Annotated in this window: 12 protein-coding genes and 1 pseudogene; 6 read left to right on the forward strand and 7 right to left on the reverse strand. The window is 53.1% G+C overall.

Annotated elements, in window-relative coordinates:
- The first annotated feature begins 42 nt into the window (after positions 1-42).
- Both Q31b_RS09995 and Q31b_RS10000 read left to right on the forward strand, forming a co-directional pair.
- Positions 43-963 carry a tetratricopeptide repeat protein gene (locus Q31b_RS09995; protein ID WP_146599556.1) on the forward strand — a complete coding sequence of 307 codons (921 nt, stop codon included), beginning with the start codon at positions 43-45 and terminating at the stop codon, positions 961-963.
- A gap of 114 nt (positions 964-1,077) precedes the next feature.
- Complete coding sequence (locus Q31b_RS10000; protein ID WP_231617445.1) at positions 1,078-1,383, forward strand: hypothetical protein; 306 nt, start codon at positions 1,078-1,080, stop codon at positions 1,381-1,383.
- Between the two features lie 11 nt (positions 1,384-1,394).
- Here Q31b_RS10000 and Q31b_RS10005 read toward each other — a convergent pair whose 3' ends face one another.
- Together Q31b_RS10005 and Q31b_RS10010 are read right to left on the reverse strand one after the other, a co-directional pair.
- Positions 1,395-1,622: a hypothetical protein gene (locus Q31b_RS10005; RefSeq protein ID WP_146599557.1), complete on the reverse strand. Its 228-nt coding sequence runs from the start codon at positions 1,620-1,622 to the stop codon at positions 1,395-1,397.
- Positions 1,619-2,287 carry a HEAT repeat domain-containing protein gene (locus Q31b_RS10010; RefSeq protein ID WP_146599969.1) on the reverse strand — a complete coding sequence of 223 codons (669 nt, stop codon included), beginning with the start codon at positions 2,285-2,287 and terminating at the stop codon, positions 1,619-1,621. Before Q31b_RS10010 ends, Q31b_RS10005 begins: the two co-directional genes overlap by 4 nt.
- 443 nt (positions 2,288-2,730) lie before the next feature.
- Here Q31b_RS10010 and Q31b_RS10015 point away from each other — a divergent pair, with 443 nt between their 5' ends.
- The 3 genes from Q31b_RS10015 (at position 2,731) to Q31b_RS28930 (ending at position 6,187) form a co-directional block, all read left to right on the forward strand.
- A complete protein-coding gene (locus Q31b_RS10015; protein WP_231617446.1) occupies positions 2,731-3,906 on the forward strand; it encodes a hypothetical protein in 1,176 nt (391 codons plus the stop codon).
- A 110-nt stretch (positions 3,907-4,016) separates the two neighbouring features.
- Entirely contained in the window at positions 4,017-4,589 is a 573-nt protein-coding gene (locus Q31b_RS10020; RefSeq protein ID WP_146599559.1) for an adenine phosphoribosyltransferase, read from the forward strand.
- A gap of 203 nt (positions 4,590-4,792) precedes the next feature.
- The gene (locus Q31b_RS28930) at positions 4,793-6,187 is read left to right on the forward strand and encodes a sulfatase-like hydrolase/transferase (protein WP_231617447.1); all 1,395 of its coding nucleotides are present in this window, start codon (positions 4,793-4,795) and stop codon (positions 6,185-6,187) included.
- Between the two features lie 17 nt (positions 6,188-6,204).
- Here the strand turns inward: Q31b_RS28930 and Q31b_RS28935 are convergent.
- From Q31b_RS28935 to Q31b_RS10045, 4 genes and pseudogenes are all read right to left on the reverse strand, one after another.
- Positions 6,205-6,309: pseudogene (locus tag Q31b_RS28935) on the reverse strand (GxxExxY protein); the annotation flags it as partial.
- A 551-nt stretch (positions 6,310-6,860) separates the two neighbouring features.
- Complete coding sequence (locus Q31b_RS10035; protein WP_231617448.1) at positions 6,861-7,691, reverse strand: MotA/TolQ/ExbB proton channel family protein; 831 nt, start codon at positions 7,689-7,691, stop codon at positions 6,861-6,863.
- 117 nt (positions 7,692-7,808) lie between these two features.
- Positions 7,809-9,653 (reverse strand): GTPase, encoded by a 1,845-nt coding sequence (locus Q31b_RS10040; protein ID WP_146599561.1) that lies wholly within the window; start codon positions 9,651-9,653, stop codon positions 7,809-7,811.
- A 27-nt stretch (positions 9,654-9,680) separates the two neighbouring features.
- Positions 9,681-11,783, reverse strand: a complete 2,103-nt coding sequence (locus tag Q31b_RS10045) for a hypothetical protein (protein WP_146599562.1) — start codon at positions 11,781-11,783, stop codon at positions 9,681-9,683.
- A 608-nt stretch (positions 11,784-12,391) separates the two neighbouring features.
- Between Q31b_RS10045 and Q31b_RS10050 the strand changes: the two genes are divergently transcribed.
- Positions 12,392-13,738, forward strand: coding sequence for a hypothetical protein (locus tag Q31b_RS10050; protein ID WP_146599563.1), 1,347 nt, complete (start codon positions 12,392-12,394; stop codon positions 13,736-13,738).
- Positions 13,739-13,811: 73 nt separating this feature from the next.
- Here the strand turns inward: Q31b_RS10050 and gnd are convergent, their stop codons facing one another.
- Positions 13,812-15,287 (reverse strand): decarboxylating NADP(+)-dependent phosphogluconate dehydrogenase, encoded by a 1,476-nt coding sequence (gene gnd, locus Q31b_RS10055; protein WP_146599971.1) that lies wholly within the window; start codon positions 15,285-15,287, stop codon positions 13,812-13,814.
- Between the last annotated feature and the right edge of the window lie 148 nt (positions 15,288-15,435).

The following is a 15,435-nucleotide window of genomic DNA, read 5'->3' on the forward strand; positions in this document are numbered from 1 at the left end:
AAGGCGTTGCGATTTAGGGGCAGAATTTGCTAATAGTCGAAAATGAGATCTACTTTTCTACCGATTGTAATGTGCGCAGTGCTGCTGGTTCCAGCCGGTTGCCGCTCAATTCGTCGAATCGGGGAAAGTAGGCAATCGATCGCGGCGCGCCGATTGTCAGGGCAAGGCTTCAACGCAATGCACAGCGACCGTTGGGATGTTGCCGAAACGTTGTTTGCCGACGCGCTTGAGGTATCTGCCACGGACGACCGAGCTCATTGGGGGTTATCGGAATCGCTTTGGCAGCGGGGCGAATACGATTTAGCGATCGAGCACATGGAACAGGCGGTGCGTCTGAGCGCAAGTGATCCCAAGCGAGTCCAGCGACTGGGGCGAATGTACTTGAACGTGGGGCGGCTCGAAGAGGCTCAAAAACAAAGCCAAATTGCCTTGGCGACCTCACGCTCGTCGGCGGACGTGTGGGCACTTCGCGGCGATTGCCTGCTCGCAGCTGGCCAGCTTACCGATGCTCTCGCCGCCTACCACCGGGCCTTGGCCATTCAACCCGATTATCCGGAAGTTCAATTACAAACCGCCGAGATCTATCATCGCGAAAATCGTTACGGTCGGCTGCTGGCGACGCTCGACCGATTGCAAGACAGCGTCGGTGCCGAGGCCACTCCAGTGCGAGCGGATGTTTTGCAAGGTATTGCCATGCGGCATGCTGGACGTTTCGCCGAAGCCCAAAAAAGCTTTGCTCGGGCAATCGGGAAAGATCCTACGGATGCATCCCTGCATCTCGAGGTCGCATCGCTGATGCTTGAGAGCGGTCATCTCGAGGAAGCAAAACTCGCGTTGACGACCGCATTATCGATCGATCCTAACTCGCTCCAGCAGGACAATTGGGTGGAACGGTTCAAAGAGCAGCAAGAGCGTTTGGCGCTGCAACAACAAGTCGCCGAAAACCAAACGAATTTGCGATAAAATCGCAGCAAACTTTTCAATTTCCATTCGACTTTCACTGTTTTGTGACGTACGGTTAGATTGGAAGCGACTTCTTATCTAGCCATCGATATGTCTATCCGCATGAGTTAATCAATGTCAGCACCTAATCTATCGTCTCACGATCTCGTCAATGCTGGTGATGCATTCGCCATTTCAAACGCAATCCCAGTGAAGAAAAAATCTGCAGAGAATTCGGAAAGAGCGTTCGTTGAGCGACGAAAATCGGCGTTCAAATCACGCGGCGAAAGAAGACAATTCGGATCCTCTCACGCCGGACTGACCGAACCAGGACGAGAATTGGCACTCGCAATTGACCAGTATAAAGTCGAGCATCACCGCCGCTACATCACCTGCGATGAAATGCTAACCGTCATGCTCTCGCTGGGCTATTCTCGATAGCGTTGAGTCGGCTAAGTGTACGCAGGCCGGATATCAGCCAAAATGGCAATGCCTGCGACAAACGCTGCGATGGCGACGATCATCCAAACGAGCCTCGCAGTGGTTCGACCAAAACGCTCGTTGACCAAAGAGATCGTCCGCAATTGATAGGGCCGCGTCCAAGGGCCCAGCGAAATAAAGGCCGAGATGATCGAGAATAAAATCGCGATCGAGCCGACCAAAGTGTCACCGTAGTTCATACATCCGATTGTCGTAAGCGGCGCTGAAGAACACGAATTTGAACCCGAGCATTTTCGACGTCGGGGCAGATGTCTAAGCAGCGGCGAAGCGCGGCAATCGCACCGCCATAGTCTCGATCCATCATCCGACAGCGAGCAAATCCCTGCCATGCCAAATAATGATAGCGGCAATGCCACAAACAAGCTCGGTAGGAAACCTCGGCTTGGCGATAGTTCTCTAAACCTTGCCAACAAATCGCTAATTGATGATGGGCTTCACTGTATCGTCGAGCATGATCGACCAGGATCATCGCCGGTGCTAAAGCTGCCGCGCATTCACCTCCGTCGTTCAAGTGCATCACTTGCAAGAGTTGTTGATGGTGACGGGGGGCTGCGTCGCGAACAAGCAGGGCACGGAACGAATCGTCACTGGCGAGCCGTACACCACGGTCGGGGTCAGAAAGAGCGTGTCCAAGAGCATCAATCGAAAATCGATCGCCAAGCATTCCCAGCGATAATGCAGCCGCTCGCCGCATTTCAACATCACCTCGATGCAGCAAACTTGCCAACGTCGCCGGTGAGTAGTATTGGTCCACTTCGGCTGCAAACTCAGGCGAATTGGCGCTCGTCAGGTAACGCCGGTAGGCGATCGTCAAACGAGTTGTCCGTACGAGGGGAGTGGTCACAAGGTAGTCCGTCAAAGTAAAAGGGAATCATTAGCATCGCTGCGTGCATCCGGCGCACTGGCCGTCCCATGCATGGCCATCCTACGCGTTAGCCATCAATCGGCAAGCAGCGAATGTTTGTCCGCGATCACCATTCTCAATCCAAATCGCCGAGTGCGAGTTTAATTAGCGAAATTGCCGTCGGCAACCAACCATTTAATGACTTTCGCGATCAATTTCTTTCCAGACCGCCCGTTTTCTAGTAATCTGGCCTTATTCATGGGCATTCATGGGCGATGATGCCAGCGGATCGGCAAGGGACCTTTTCTCAAAACGTCCGCTGAATCGGTCGATAACGACATCGATGCTTCAAAAACACAACCGAATGGGGGAAATCCGGTTTAGAATGATCACACGGATGAATGCACACGATTCCATTCAATCGGAAATACCCAGTGGATACCATGATGCCCCAGAAACGACCGCTAAGGGAAACGCATCCTGCTTTGTTCGGTCCCGGTCCGCAACCATGGTTCCGACCTAGCTCCTCTCCCGAAAAGTTCATTTTTTTTCGCTGTTTTTTTGTTTTGCTTTTGTCAGTTGGTTTTCATGTCAAACTGTCCGCACAAGTGTCTCCTCCCGAAACGACTTTGGACTCAGCACCGATCTTTGCAAAACTCAGCCAGCGGTCGGTGAACGTGTTTGATGGAAATCCGTTTGGAGAGGCTCTCGACGAGCTTGCAGAACAGGCAAACGTGGCAATTTGGATAGACAGGAAAATTGACCATTCGGCAACCATTTCAGCTGGACAAGTAGGTCCAACCGTCTACCTGTCGATGCAGCAAATTGCCGAGATTCGCGACTGCGTGATCATGCCCGTCCGCGACATCCTATTGGTCGGACGCCCCGAGTGGGTGGAGGAGACAGCGGTCTCGTTAGCCCGCCTGCCGAATGACTCGCTCGATCCAATCAACGTCAGTTGGTCAAACGCAACGACTCCTTCAGAAATTGTCGAATCGATTCTCGACGAAGCCAAACTGAGAGCGGAAGCAATCGATTTGCCTCACGATTTGTGGGCCGCAAATGAGTGGGCATCGGTTGATCCTGCTGTTGCACTCACTCTCGTACTAGCCCAATTCGATTTGCGATTGGTCGCCGCTACGTTCCCAAAACGGATGAAAGTTGAATCGGCAACGGCAAGGGAACGCTATGCGGTAAAATATGAGGTCACCCCCGAACGAACGAAGTTTCTCGCCGCCGTCCGGCAACGGGATCGAGCCAGTCAAGTGCAAACTCAGGGACAAACGATGGTTGTCTCAGCCTCGGCCGCAGCGCATCGAGCAGGGACCAATCAATTCTTCATCGAGCAATCCAAGATGGCCTCCAGCCCTACGGATCTCGATACAGAGAATCTGGCCTTGAATTTGCTCAATACACCTGCAAACCAGGTATTTGAAAAGCTAGCGGGGGCGGCGGAGCGAACTTGTGTGATCCAAGATTCGGCAGAGGAAGCCTGTAAAACACTCGTATCCTTTGAGGCAAAGAAAAGCTCGTTCCGGAAATTGGTCGCCGAGGTTGCACGCTTGGCAGAGGTGACGGCAGAATGGACGGATCAATCACTGATCATCTCAGGCCGCTAGTGCTTTGGGACGACGAAAACAGCTCATCACTCGACATGCCGCAAACCGGCAGCTATCGTTTTACAAAATCGATTCCTTTCCGAACTCCCATAGATTTGAAGTTTTTCAAAATGGACCTACGACAATTCGTTCGCGACATTCCCGATTATCCGAAGCCAGGCATTCTGTTTCGTGACATCACACCGCTGCTAGCCGATCCCGCTGCTCTTTCGGCAGCTGTCGAAGCGATGGCCGAGCCCTTTTTGGATTCAGGTATCGAACTCATTGCTTCTGCTGAAGCACGTGGGTTTATCTTTGCCGCTCCTTTAGCCGTGCGTCTTGGCGCAGGTTTTGTCCCCATTCGCAAACCGGGAAAACTGCCCTTTGATTTGCATTCGTTTGCTTACGAATTGGAGTATGGCACCGACGAGTTGCAAATTCATGTTGACGGTATCAAGCCCGGTCAAAAGGTACTGATCGTCGACGATTTATTGGCAACAGGCGGAACCATGGAAGCATGTTGTCGGTTGCTCGAACGCTGTGAAGCGGAAATCGTCGGTTGCTCATTCTTGATCCATCTGGTCAAACTTGGTGGCGAATCTCGATTAAGCCCATACAAAGTCCATTCGGTACTACGCTATGACCAAGACGATGAAGAGGTTGAGCTGAGTGCACAAAATGAATTTCCGGGCCCATCGGTATAGCGAAAAGGATCAACGTTGAAAAACACAGTATTGATCCTGGTAGCGGTCTCCCTGACGGAAGCGTGCAGCCCCAACATGCCTCGCCCCCGACTCGGACCCCTCCACTCAATATCGTCGTCCTCCTGGCCAGTCCCTCAAACATCGAGTCTGCTGATGCATTTTGAATCCAGCAAATGCATTTAGAGAGACTAACCAAGTCATCAATGGTCTTGACCGATTGCGGAAATCAAAAAGAAGAAATGAGAATCATTAAAACTAACAGCATCTACCTCGTATTGACTCTAAGTTTGGTGGTTATCACTGGACACGCTTCGAATGCCTCCGAGAGCAACGACCCAACTCCAGAAAAGCAAACCAAGCCATCTTCTGCATCGGATAGCCCACCCAATATCGTAGTGATTCTTGCTGACGATCTGGGGTGTAGCGACATGAGTCTTTACAATGGCTGGATTGAGACCCCCAGGATCGACCAGCTGGCCAGCGAAGGTGTCACGTTCACCGATTTCCACTCCAATAGTTCCGTGTGCAGCCCAACACGTGCTGCATTGCTTACCGGCCGTTACCAACAGCGGGTAGGGATTATCGATGTGATAGCGGGTCATCTCGATACACCTGGACTTGATCCGACCGAATTGACGATGTCCCGTCTGATGCAACAGAATGGATACAGGACCGCGTTGTTCGGAAAGTGGCACCTTGGAACGAAGCCCGAGCAGAATCCGATACACCATGGCTTTGATGAGTTTATCGGTTTCTTACCGGGTGGCTGTCACTATCTTCAGCATAAGGACTGGCTGGACGGTACAGAATACAAAGAACAAGAGGGATACTCGACTCACATCATTACCGACAAGTCGATTGATTTCCTTCGACGCCACAAGGACAAGCCGTTCTTTATGTACGTCGCGCATCAGGCCGTGCATAATTACTACCTGATCCCTTCGGATCCTCCCGAGACCAAAAGCAAGGACATCCCTTTAAGTGGTGACATTGCGCGGGCACGATACAAGATTATGCTCGAAGACTTGGACGTGCAGGTGGGTAGAATTCTGGATGCGCTCAAGGAGCTTGAGCTGGAAGAAAATACCATCGTTATCTTCTTTTCGGACAACGGCGATGTCTGGTTGGGTACGAATGAAAGACCATACCGGGGGCACAAATTCAGCAATTACGAGGGCGGACACCGTGTTCCGGCGGCAATCCGATGGCCTGGTCACATTCAGGCTGGCTGGAAAAGTGATGAATTGATCGTAGGCATGGATATCCTTCCCACGGTCATGGATATTGTTGGAATCGATGTTCCAAAGGAGAGACACTTGGATGGAATTAGCGTCAAGGAACATCTGCTGAATCAGGTCGACCTACCTGATCGGCCAGTGTTTTTCGGATATGAACCCAAGTTGGGGACTGCGATGCGGTATGGACACTGGAAGATGCAGACCAAAGGAAATACCACGGAGTTGTATGATTTGAGCAAGGATATCAAGGAAACCCGCAATGTCGCTGACAAGTATCCCGAAAGAACCGAAAGAATGAAGAACGCCATCGAAAAATGGAAGTTAGATGTAAAAGCGTCCGTGTCACAGGCAAACGAATAATGATGCGTGAGCAAACCTAGCTTTAAGTTTGTGAGCTTAAGGTAAGTGAGGAGTTGTTTCTTGTGGACCGGATGAGTTTTTTCAACGGACTTCAGTTCCAGGATTACCAATCGGATTCTCATTCATCTTTTTTCCTCTGTGCCTTCGTGCCTCTGTGAGAACCCATCACGCAGCCTCGTAATACAAGGGGGAACGCTTCGCGGGGGTTCTTGGACGGATTTGACGATTCCGGAAATGTTGGAATGGGGATTGGGAGGGCTCTCACAGAGGCACGAAGGCACGGAGATTAGAAAGGGAGGGTTAGAGCTGACCGTTGATGATTCGGATGATTCCGTCTTTCATCCGTTCGTCCGCGAAGTTTTTAGTAGGTAACTTAGTTTTAAGTTTGTGAGCACAGACGCAGAGGGACAGAGCATGAGATTGGTGGATTTGTCTTCTCCCTAGCCCGGATTATTCATTAGCCGTTTTGGCGATAGCGGGCTGTTTTTCGAGCAAGGAACGTAAACGCTTGAAGGCGTAGACGTTAGCAAAACAATTTGCAAGCCCATGAATCATCCGGGCTAGTGGAGGTATCGAATCTTCATCTGGGGTTTCCTGACGCTCTTCTTATGGAGGTGCGTGGTGGTTCGAATGGCCGTGGTGAAGTGTTTGATCCACAACAAGCAGACTCTACCTATCGATCACCAGTCGCGTCTTTTGGGGGCGATGGCTTTTTCGGCACGGTCTGCGGCGGCTGAGCTGGTTGACTGCTCGCTGGGGGCCGACTGCGGGCGGTTGGGCGGCGTTTGATCGGCATCAGTGCATGCTGGGCTTGATAGGCAACTTGAGCGATCAAGGTGTCGACGCGGTTGCGACAGATCGCGTAGGCTGCCAAAGACGGGATGGCAACGACCAAGCCACCAACCGTGGTCACGAGTGCCTGGTAAATCCCCTCAGCCAAATCACCCGCGCCCGCTGCTCCTCGCGTGGTCGCCACTTGCTGGAACGCAAAGATCATTCCGGTGACCGTTCCAAGTAGTCCCACCATTGGTGCGATGTTGCCAATCATCGACAAGTATTCGATTCGCCGCATCAGGCGAGCCGATTGGTCAGCCAATGAATCTTCGACCGCTTTTTCCACTTCTCGCCAACCAAACTCTAGCTCTGATAATCCCGACAACATGACCACACTGAGAACGCTTGGTTCACGTCGACAGGCGGCATCGGCTTCGGCAACTCGCCCGGTCAACAAAGCTTGCCGAACGATATCGCTGACGCCTTCGGGTAACACTTCGGATCTGCGCAGCGTCATAACCTGATCGAAAACCAAATAGGTTGCCGCGACACTGAGAGCTGCCAACGTCAACAGAATGAGCAACCCAACGATACCGCCGCTGAGCACGATATCGAGCAGCCCGGCTTGTTCAACCACGTCAACTGCATCAGCTGTCTGGGCTACTTCACCCTGCGCGAAAACCGATTGGATGATTATCCAGAAACGTCCTGTCAACATATTGTCAATCATTACGAGTGATCTATTCGAATTAAAAAAAGGTTGGCGGCAGTGGATTTTGCCAGAGATCTCCACACGGAAGGATCTTTAACAAGATCCACCACCCTACGAGATCATGCTGACTAACCACTAGGATTGGTCCATGGAGGGCTCGGTCGTATCGCTCGAATCCGCTGCACCGACCGACAACAAAAACTCGGCGTCCGCCAACAAAGGGTCGTCCCAACGTAGTCGCAAAACGCCTTGGTCTCGCAGGTGTTTGATCGTTGATTCATGGCGATCCCGAATATTGTTGACGGCCCGTTCGACGCGTCGACGACCTTGCGCGAATGTCAAGACGAACATACAAAAAATCGCGGTTGGCAAGATCGACAACAGCAAACTGGTTAGCATCATGGCGAAATCGGGCCGAGGAAAGCTATTTAAATCGCCTTGTAAATTGCGAAACGTCAGAAAACTGGCGTCAATATACTCGCGGTACAGAGCAAAAACGGGAGCGGCCATCAAACCCCAGAACAATCCTGTACCGATGAATGAACATGCGATCGTAGCCAATCGTGACGTGGCGACCCGTTCGACCTCCTCTTCGAAAATTTGCTGTGACGCTTCTTGCAGTGAGTCAATGCCAGCGAGATAAGCAACCTGACTTCGCGAATCCTCGGCTTCACCTACCAACGTCAACGGATTTTTCTTTTGTTTTCTAAGCTCCGACAATTCGCTGCGAAACCGGGACGCCAACGGGCCAAGACGATCGGAGACCGCTGCGGCACTTCGCTTGCGAAGCCCCTCTCGCACATCTTGTTCCGCGCCTCGCTGGTCAGCCAAATTCTTGGTGCTTGTCCAAACCGCTCCGATCAATGATGGAAGCGATCCGGAGAGCGAAATCATGACGCGGTCCCAGGCACCATTGGTCAAATTGAGCACTCCCAATAGCGATCGGTAGGGGAACCATATCGCGCTGGTATCGGTCAACAGCGCCAACCGCAAACGTGCTCGAACGGCAGCTCGAAGTGGTCCTCCGCTGCCAATCAACGATTCGGCGACCTCGGCAGGGATGACTAACGCTTCGCGGTTGATCCGCCGAACAGCGGACGTGAGGCCTGGCAACTGATCGCTCATGACCGAATGCAATGCGCTGCGAAATCGGGCATCGAGCGCAGCCATTCGCGTGCTTCGCCTTCGGTCGCCTTCCCACAATTGGCCGATCTCTTGTTCTAACCTGGAGCCAATTTCCAGGGCTGCTGCATGCGCGACTTCCGTTTCACTGCGGCCTTCCATTTCAAAGTCATCGATCACGATCGGTGACGCGATCAAGCTCGTAGGTGCAAGCTCTCGCATTCGAGCCGCAAAGGCCTGGATGTCGGCATCGAGCCAGTCATCTTGTTCGCGAACGGCATTGACAACCGGAATCACGACGCTGCCTTCACTTGCTTGGGCTAACAATCCAACCGCCTCGCTGCGCAATTGATCTCGGCGCACGACCAGCAGTATAGCGGACGCCAGCGACAAGGCGCGTGAGGCGACACTTGCAATCATACGGCGTTCATCCGTCGACCCCGGCGCATCGACAATCATATAAGGCATCCCGATCGATTGCATGTCGGCGGCACTGCAGTGAAGGTATTCTTCAAAGCGGGCATCCAAATCAACGGGTGGACGCGAGCCGACCCAAACCAATTTCTCGGTCGCTTCGTCACGGTTATTTCCGCTACGAATCGAAGCCGAGACGGGAGACGCCTTGACCAATTGGCGAATCACCCACGACTTGCCTTGCCCAGTAGCGCCGACGACAGCGACGACGGTGATTCCACCACTGCGGTCTTCTAGAATCATACGTCGGGCGGAAGCATGCTCGTCACAAAGTTCCAGCACATCGCGTCCCACCGGGCTGTCGGCCAACACGTTGATCGCAGATTGCCTCACACGAGAAAGAAATGCGTCCCCAGGTTGGCTTGAAGAAGATTCGTGAGTCACCGAGTTACCTGAAAATGATGAGAAACTTTAGGGCGTCGTTCGCGGCAATCGTTTTTGCAATTCTTGCTGAAATTCATCCCGAACACGATACAGCGATATCGTCGGACCGACGGCATCACGGGGCGAGATACTCGACAATGGCAATGCGACTTTGGATGCGCCGACCCGAATGGTCGTTGGTTTCTCGGGTCGGTTGACTCCGAACGCATCACACAATACCGCGTGAAAATCGACCAATTGCTGCTTGGCTGCTTGTTGTCCCACATTTCGTGTGTTTGCTCCACCCGCCCACAAAGTCGACAACGTCGTCAAACCCAAAGCGGCAAACAGTTCGGGGATCGAGGCATATGCGAGGAACGACGCTCCAAAATCGAGCGGCACCATCAAAACGCCCCCGAATGCAGCCAACATGGTTGCGAGTGGAGTTAGTCCAGTGGACAACTTTTTATGCATCGGTACCTCGGCCCACATTTGCCGAACGGCTTCATCGAGTCGGCGCGGATCGAGGCTCGTGAAGTCGTCGCGTTCAAATCGAGAGATCGCGGCTTCGGAACACTCCGTCCACTGACCGATATCGGGATCGGATTCATCCTGAAACCAATGTGAAAGTGCGCGGACTCCCCCCGATCGTTCAAGCGAATGGTTCAAGCTTTTCGGAGTCATCAAGCCTCCATAGTCGCCGCGGCGGAATTTGTCTTTGACCTCCATTGCCGTTCGCTCAGCGAGTGCCGATGGGGTTAATTGGCGGAGAAGATCGCCCGCACCACCGCCAACTCGTCGCACCCAAGTGTTCATTCGCACGCCCCATCGCGCGTACCAGGGAGCGGTAAGTGCGAACGATTCCGACAACTGGCGAATAATCCGTTCGGATTGATGCAAACGAAGCTCGACAACGTCTCCGGCAACATCACGATTTGCAAAGAACTCCAGTGCAGCTTCAAGTAAACAGCGTTGAGCTCTCTCGGTCGCTTCGATCGAACGATGGGCATCACGGGAAATCCCCACCAAACCTTTGTCCCAAATCGCCGAGCGTAAACTGACCTGGAGAGCGACGCGGAACTTTTCGAACAATTCGGTTCGATCCAAACGAGACGGCAGGGCACGGAGCAATCGGTCCTCTCCGATCGCGGCGGGTGGATTGTCGTCAGGATTTTCGGAGACGGAAAAAAATGTCGGCAACAAATCGTCTTCTAGATCGACCGAAGCGATCACTTTTCCATCACCGGTTGACGGGATGAACGGGCGACTCGCAGGAACATCAAAGTCGTAGGCCGCATAAATCGTCTCGATCCCATTCGCCTTGACCAATGGTTCGAAGGTTTCGTGAATATGGTCTGGCGTTTGCCGAGGACGGACTTTGTTGACCGCCAACATTCGCGGTACACCTGGCATCAAATCCGAAGCGATCCGCAGGAGATCACCGAGCGTCGCATCGCGAGACGATTCGGCGGAGGTAACGATCAAAAATGCCGAGCAAAGCGTTGCAGCGCGAGCAAGCAGCTTACGGCGGATTTCGGGCGAACCTAAACCAAACGCTTCGTCGGATACAATATCGGGACAGTCAAGTAATCCAATCTCAGCGGCGTCAAGTCCGGGATCGGTTGCAACCAATGGGATTGCCAATTCGGCTTCACTGCCCCCTTGGTTGTTGTACTGCGAATGGGCCTCGACCGGATCCTCAGCCAGCATTTCCGGGGCTTGGCCAAGCGCGTCGCCAATACGGGTGAGCAGCAAACTCCATAGCTCGGCGTCGCTTTGCCATTGACTCGGCAACCAAAGGACAAAGCGATGGGTTCCTTCTGCGTTGCTTGGTCCCCGCAGCGTGCGTGCACGGCCCAACTCGCTAAGGTAGGTGGCGACCAAACTCGTTTTCCCGCTATTGAGCATTCCAGCGATCGCCACAACAGGCCAATTGACCAATTGACCGGCCGAGTGAACTTGACGCCCCGACGACAAAATCTCATCGACGAGCTTTGCATTGATACGGCGTACGGCGGCTAAAAAACTCTCTCGAGACTCCGCCGGGTACAGACGCTCGACGACGGCGCGGCGATCATCGTCCTCCAAAAGCGACAATAACCCCATCCAATCGATCGGTTGTTCGTCCTTTTTTCGGCGTTTGCCAAACATCGTAAACCAAATTGCTGGGAAGTGCCTATGAATCCGTCTACCAAATCATAAGATATCAAAACCATGTAGCATAGGCTTCTAGCCTGTGCCTGCCGGGTCGACGTCGTTTGTAAACAAAACGACTTGAAACGAGCCAACCTCTAATTCGCTAGGTCATTCTTGGGTATCGGTTTCGCCGGTTTTCGTCGTGAATGCGACTGGTTCATCGAGATGGAAAGCTGGGCGGTGCGAATCGCCTGCAAAACCAAAATTGATAGGCCCCACCACTAGCATGTGATCCGTACCGTGTAGAATAGTAGTCGTATTCGCTCGTTAATCCCAAATTGACAGGCTAGAAGCCTGTCCCACATCCCTTCCCAATCCGTCAGTGAATCCTATGGTGATCTCTCCTTGAACCGTCGAACTGCTTCGCCGTGGCCTGCAGATCGTTAATCCCAAATTGACAGGCTAGAAGCCTGTCCCACATCCCTTCCCAATCCGTCAGTGAATCCTATGGTGATCTCTCCTTGAACCGTTGAACTGCTTCGCCGTGGCCTGCAGATCGTTAATCCCAAATTGACAGGCTAGAAGCCTGTCCCACATCCCTTCCCAATCCGTGAAAGAATCCTATGGCTATCCCTCCTTGGACCGTCGAACTGCTTCGCCGTGGCCTGCAAGATGTCGCTCGCCGGGCTAGCGAACCCGAAACCATCGAACGTTTGAAGACGCAAGCGACCGAGTTTATGAATGATCTGCCTCAAACCGCAGCTCGCGGACTTGACGCGGTCGTTCGTGCGACCGAGACAGGCCGCAAAAGTGTTCAACGTTGGTCGAAAAAGCAAACCGCGGTCACCATTCCACTCATCAACGCTTCGGGTACGCTCCTCACCCCCTACGGAACGGGTGTCAGCGTCGCTACCGACGCCGTCGAGGCCGCCTATGCATGTCTACATGGCGACATTCGAAGTGATGGCCGAGCGATCACACGGCTCGAAAACCATCTACAGCGGCAATTGCCGTTCGGTGACGAAATGCGAATCGCGGTGACCAATCATTTTCAAGCTGCACTCCTGGCGTTCGTCATCGGCATGAGCCAAGAAGATATCGTCGTCCATCGCAGCCAATCGATCCGCCTAGCCAACGGCGTATCACTTGTCGATGCCATGAACGCGCTGGTCCCAATGGTGCAAGAGGTTGGAGCAAACGACGAAATCGAAATGTCGGACTTCAACGATTTTGATTCCTTCTGTTTTGTGATGGCTGAAAATGAAAGCAGCGACGCAGCGGCACCACCACTCGATTTTGGCAACCGCGACGTTACGCAAGTGGCCGTGTTGCCGGTCGCCACGCTCAAACCTTCCACACTGCCTAGCTTGCCCTCGGTCGAGCAGGTACTCAAGCAGGGTGCGGACTTGGTAATCGTTCAAGGAGGCGGTACGTTCGGTGGCCCTGACTGCGGGATCTTGATTGGAAAACGCGAACTTGTCGACGCGATCACCCACACATCGATTTGGCCATCGCTAGCAGCCAATAACGCCACGATGGCGATGTTGTCAACAACCATCGCAGAGATGGCCTCCGCGATTGCGTTAAAGCTACCGATCGAAGAACTGATGCGTACGAGCGAAGAGAATTTGCGGACGCGAGGCGAACGGTTGGCGATGCGGATGAGTGGGTCCGATTCGATCAAGAGTTGTCAATTGACGGCCGACGAAGCTCGAATCACCAAAAAAGGACGCTGGAAATTGCCATCGCGGCAAGTCCGAATCGAGCACGAATCGATGACAGGCGAGCAATGGGCGAATCGATTACGCGAAGAGATGCCGTCGCTACTGGTCGATTTTGACGAGCAAGCGATACGAATCGATTTGCGTTGGGTCGACCCCGCCCAAGACAAACAGATCGGAGAGTTGCTAGGGGCAGAGCAGGAAACGGCGGTCGTGCCGAATGATGGCGGTGATTCCACGTCTGAATAAAACGTGGGTAGGCGGGAGCCTGCCATCATTGGGCCCCCAGGCAGAAGCCTGGGGACCAGTGAGCCAAGCCCAATTATTTAGGCTGTTTGCGAAGATCCAACCACTCGCTGTGGAACCAACCGTCTTTATCGACTCGTTGATAGGTGTGGGCCCCGAAGTAATCGCGTTGAGCTTGCAACAGGTTGGCTGGCAAACGTTCCAGTCGATATCCGTCGTAGTAGTTCAGCGCGGTACTGAAGGCGGGAACAGGAATTCCCAAAATCGCTGCGGATGCGACAACGGTCCGCCATGCCGCTTGGGCATCTTCGATCGCCTTTTTGAAAAACGGGTGCAACAGCAAGTTCTCAAGATTCGAATCGGCTTCGAACGCATCTTTGATGCGGTCGAGGAATTGAGCCCGGATGATACATCCACCACGCCACAAGAGGGCCGCGTTGCCGTAGTCGAGTCCCCAATCATGCTCGGCCGACGCCGCCTGCAATTGGACAAACCCTTGTGCGTAACTAACGATCTTTGATGCGTAAAGAGCATGGCGTACCGACTCGACAAAGTCAGCTCGGTCACCCACCAACTTCATCGCTGCGGCACGCATTTCGGGGTTCATCGATTCCGATGGCCCATTGAGTGTTTTGCTCGCACGCACGCGTGCTTCTTTTTGAGCCGACAGGCCGCGTGCAAACACGGCGGTTGTCACCAAAGTGCTCGGAACGCCCAGATCGAGCGCCAATTGACTCATCCATTTCCCGGTTCCTTTGGCACCCGCAACATCGAGAATTTTATCGACCAGGAACGCATCGCCGCCTTGATCATCTTTGGCACTGAAAATATCGCGAGTGATTTCGATCAAGTAGCTTTGTAATTCGCCTTCGTTCCACTCCGCAAAAACATCATACAATTCCTCATTGTTCAGTCCACCGACTTCGCGAAGCAATTGGTAGGCTTCGCAAATCAGTTGCATGTCGCCATATTCGATCCCATTGTGAACCATTTTGACGTAGTGGCCGGCACCGCGTGGACCGACCCATTCGCAGCACGGGATATCGTTGTTGGGGCCAACTTTCGCCGAAACCGCTTGAAACATTTCTTTGATGTGCGGCCAAGCTTCTTTGCTGCCACCCGGCATCATACTAGGACCTTTAAGAGCCCCCTCTTCGCCACCGGAAACGCCGCAGCCAACGTACAGAAGGCCTGCCTCTTCGACCAGCTTGGTTCGCCGTTCGGTATCGCTATAAAGCGTATTCCCACCGTCGATAATGATGTCACCTGGGTCGCAGAGCGGGATCAGTTGATCGATGATCGCATCAACGGCGGGACCCGCCTTGACCAACATCATCAATTTGCGGGGTCGCTTGACCGATTTCACAAATTCTTCGACCGTGTGCGTTCCGACAAAGTTTTTACCCTTTGCGCGGCCCTCGATAAGGTCGTCCACCTTACTCGTCGTCCGGTTGTAGACTGCAACCTTATAGCCGCGACTCTCCACATTGAGGGCCAAGTTTTCGCCCATCACAGCCAATCCCATCAAGCCAAAGTCACAATCACCGCTCATCATTATTCTCAGAGTTTCGAGGTATGGAAAGGAAAACGAGAGTTTACTAAATGGAGCGAAGTTTAGGTAGGTTGGAGTCCAGGCTTTAGCCGATTTCGATGTGATGCAGATCGACGAAAGCCTGGACTCCAACGAAATCGGCTACAGC

This window comes from Novipirellula aureliae (assembly GCF_007860185.1).
GTDB lineage: Bacteria > Planctomycetota > Planctomycetia > Pirellulales > Pirellulaceae > Novipirellula_A > Novipirellula_A aureliae.

Excerpts from the sequence above, each read along its gene's own strand:
- Q31b_RS10045 (WP_146599562.1), bottom strand. The coding sequence starts at position 11,783 with ATGTTTGGCAAACGCCGAAAAAAGGACGAACAACCGATCGATTGGATG.
- Q31b_RS10050 (WP_146599563.1), top strand. The coding sequence starts at position 12,392 with ATGGCTATCCCTCCTTGGACCGTCGAACTGCTTCGCCGTGGCCTGCAA.
- Q31b_RS10015 (WP_231617446.1), top strand. The coding sequence starts at position 2,731 with ATGATGCCCCAGAAACGACCGCTAAGGGAAACGCATCCTGCTTTGTTC.
- Q31b_RS10005 (WP_146599557.1), bottom strand. The coding sequence starts at position 1,622 with ATGAACTACGGTGACACTTTGGTCGGCTCGATCGCGATTTTATTCTCG.
- Q31b_RS10020 (WP_146599559.1), top strand. The coding sequence starts at position 4,017 with ATGGACCTACGACAATTCGTTCGCGACATTCCCGATTATCCGAAGCCA.
- Q31b_RS28930 (WP_231617447.1), top strand. The coding sequence starts at position 4,793 with ATGGTCTTGACCGATTGCGGAAATCAAAAAGAAGAAATGAGAATCATT.
- Q31b_RS10035 (WP_231617448.1), bottom strand. The coding sequence starts at position 7,691 with ATGATTGACAATATGTTGACAGGACGTTTCTGGATAATCATCCAATCG.
- Q31b_RS09995 (WP_146599556.1), top strand. The coding sequence starts at position 43 with ATGAGATCTACTTTTCTACCGATTGTAATGTGCGCAGTGCTGCTGGTT.
- gnd (WP_146599971.1), bottom strand. The coding sequence starts at position 15,287 with ATGAGCGGTGATTGTGACTTTGGCTTGATGGGATTGGCTGTGATGGGC.
- Q31b_RS10000 (WP_231617445.1), top strand. The coding sequence starts at position 1,078 with ATGTCAGCACCTAATCTATCGTCTCACGATCTCGTCAATGCTGGTGAT.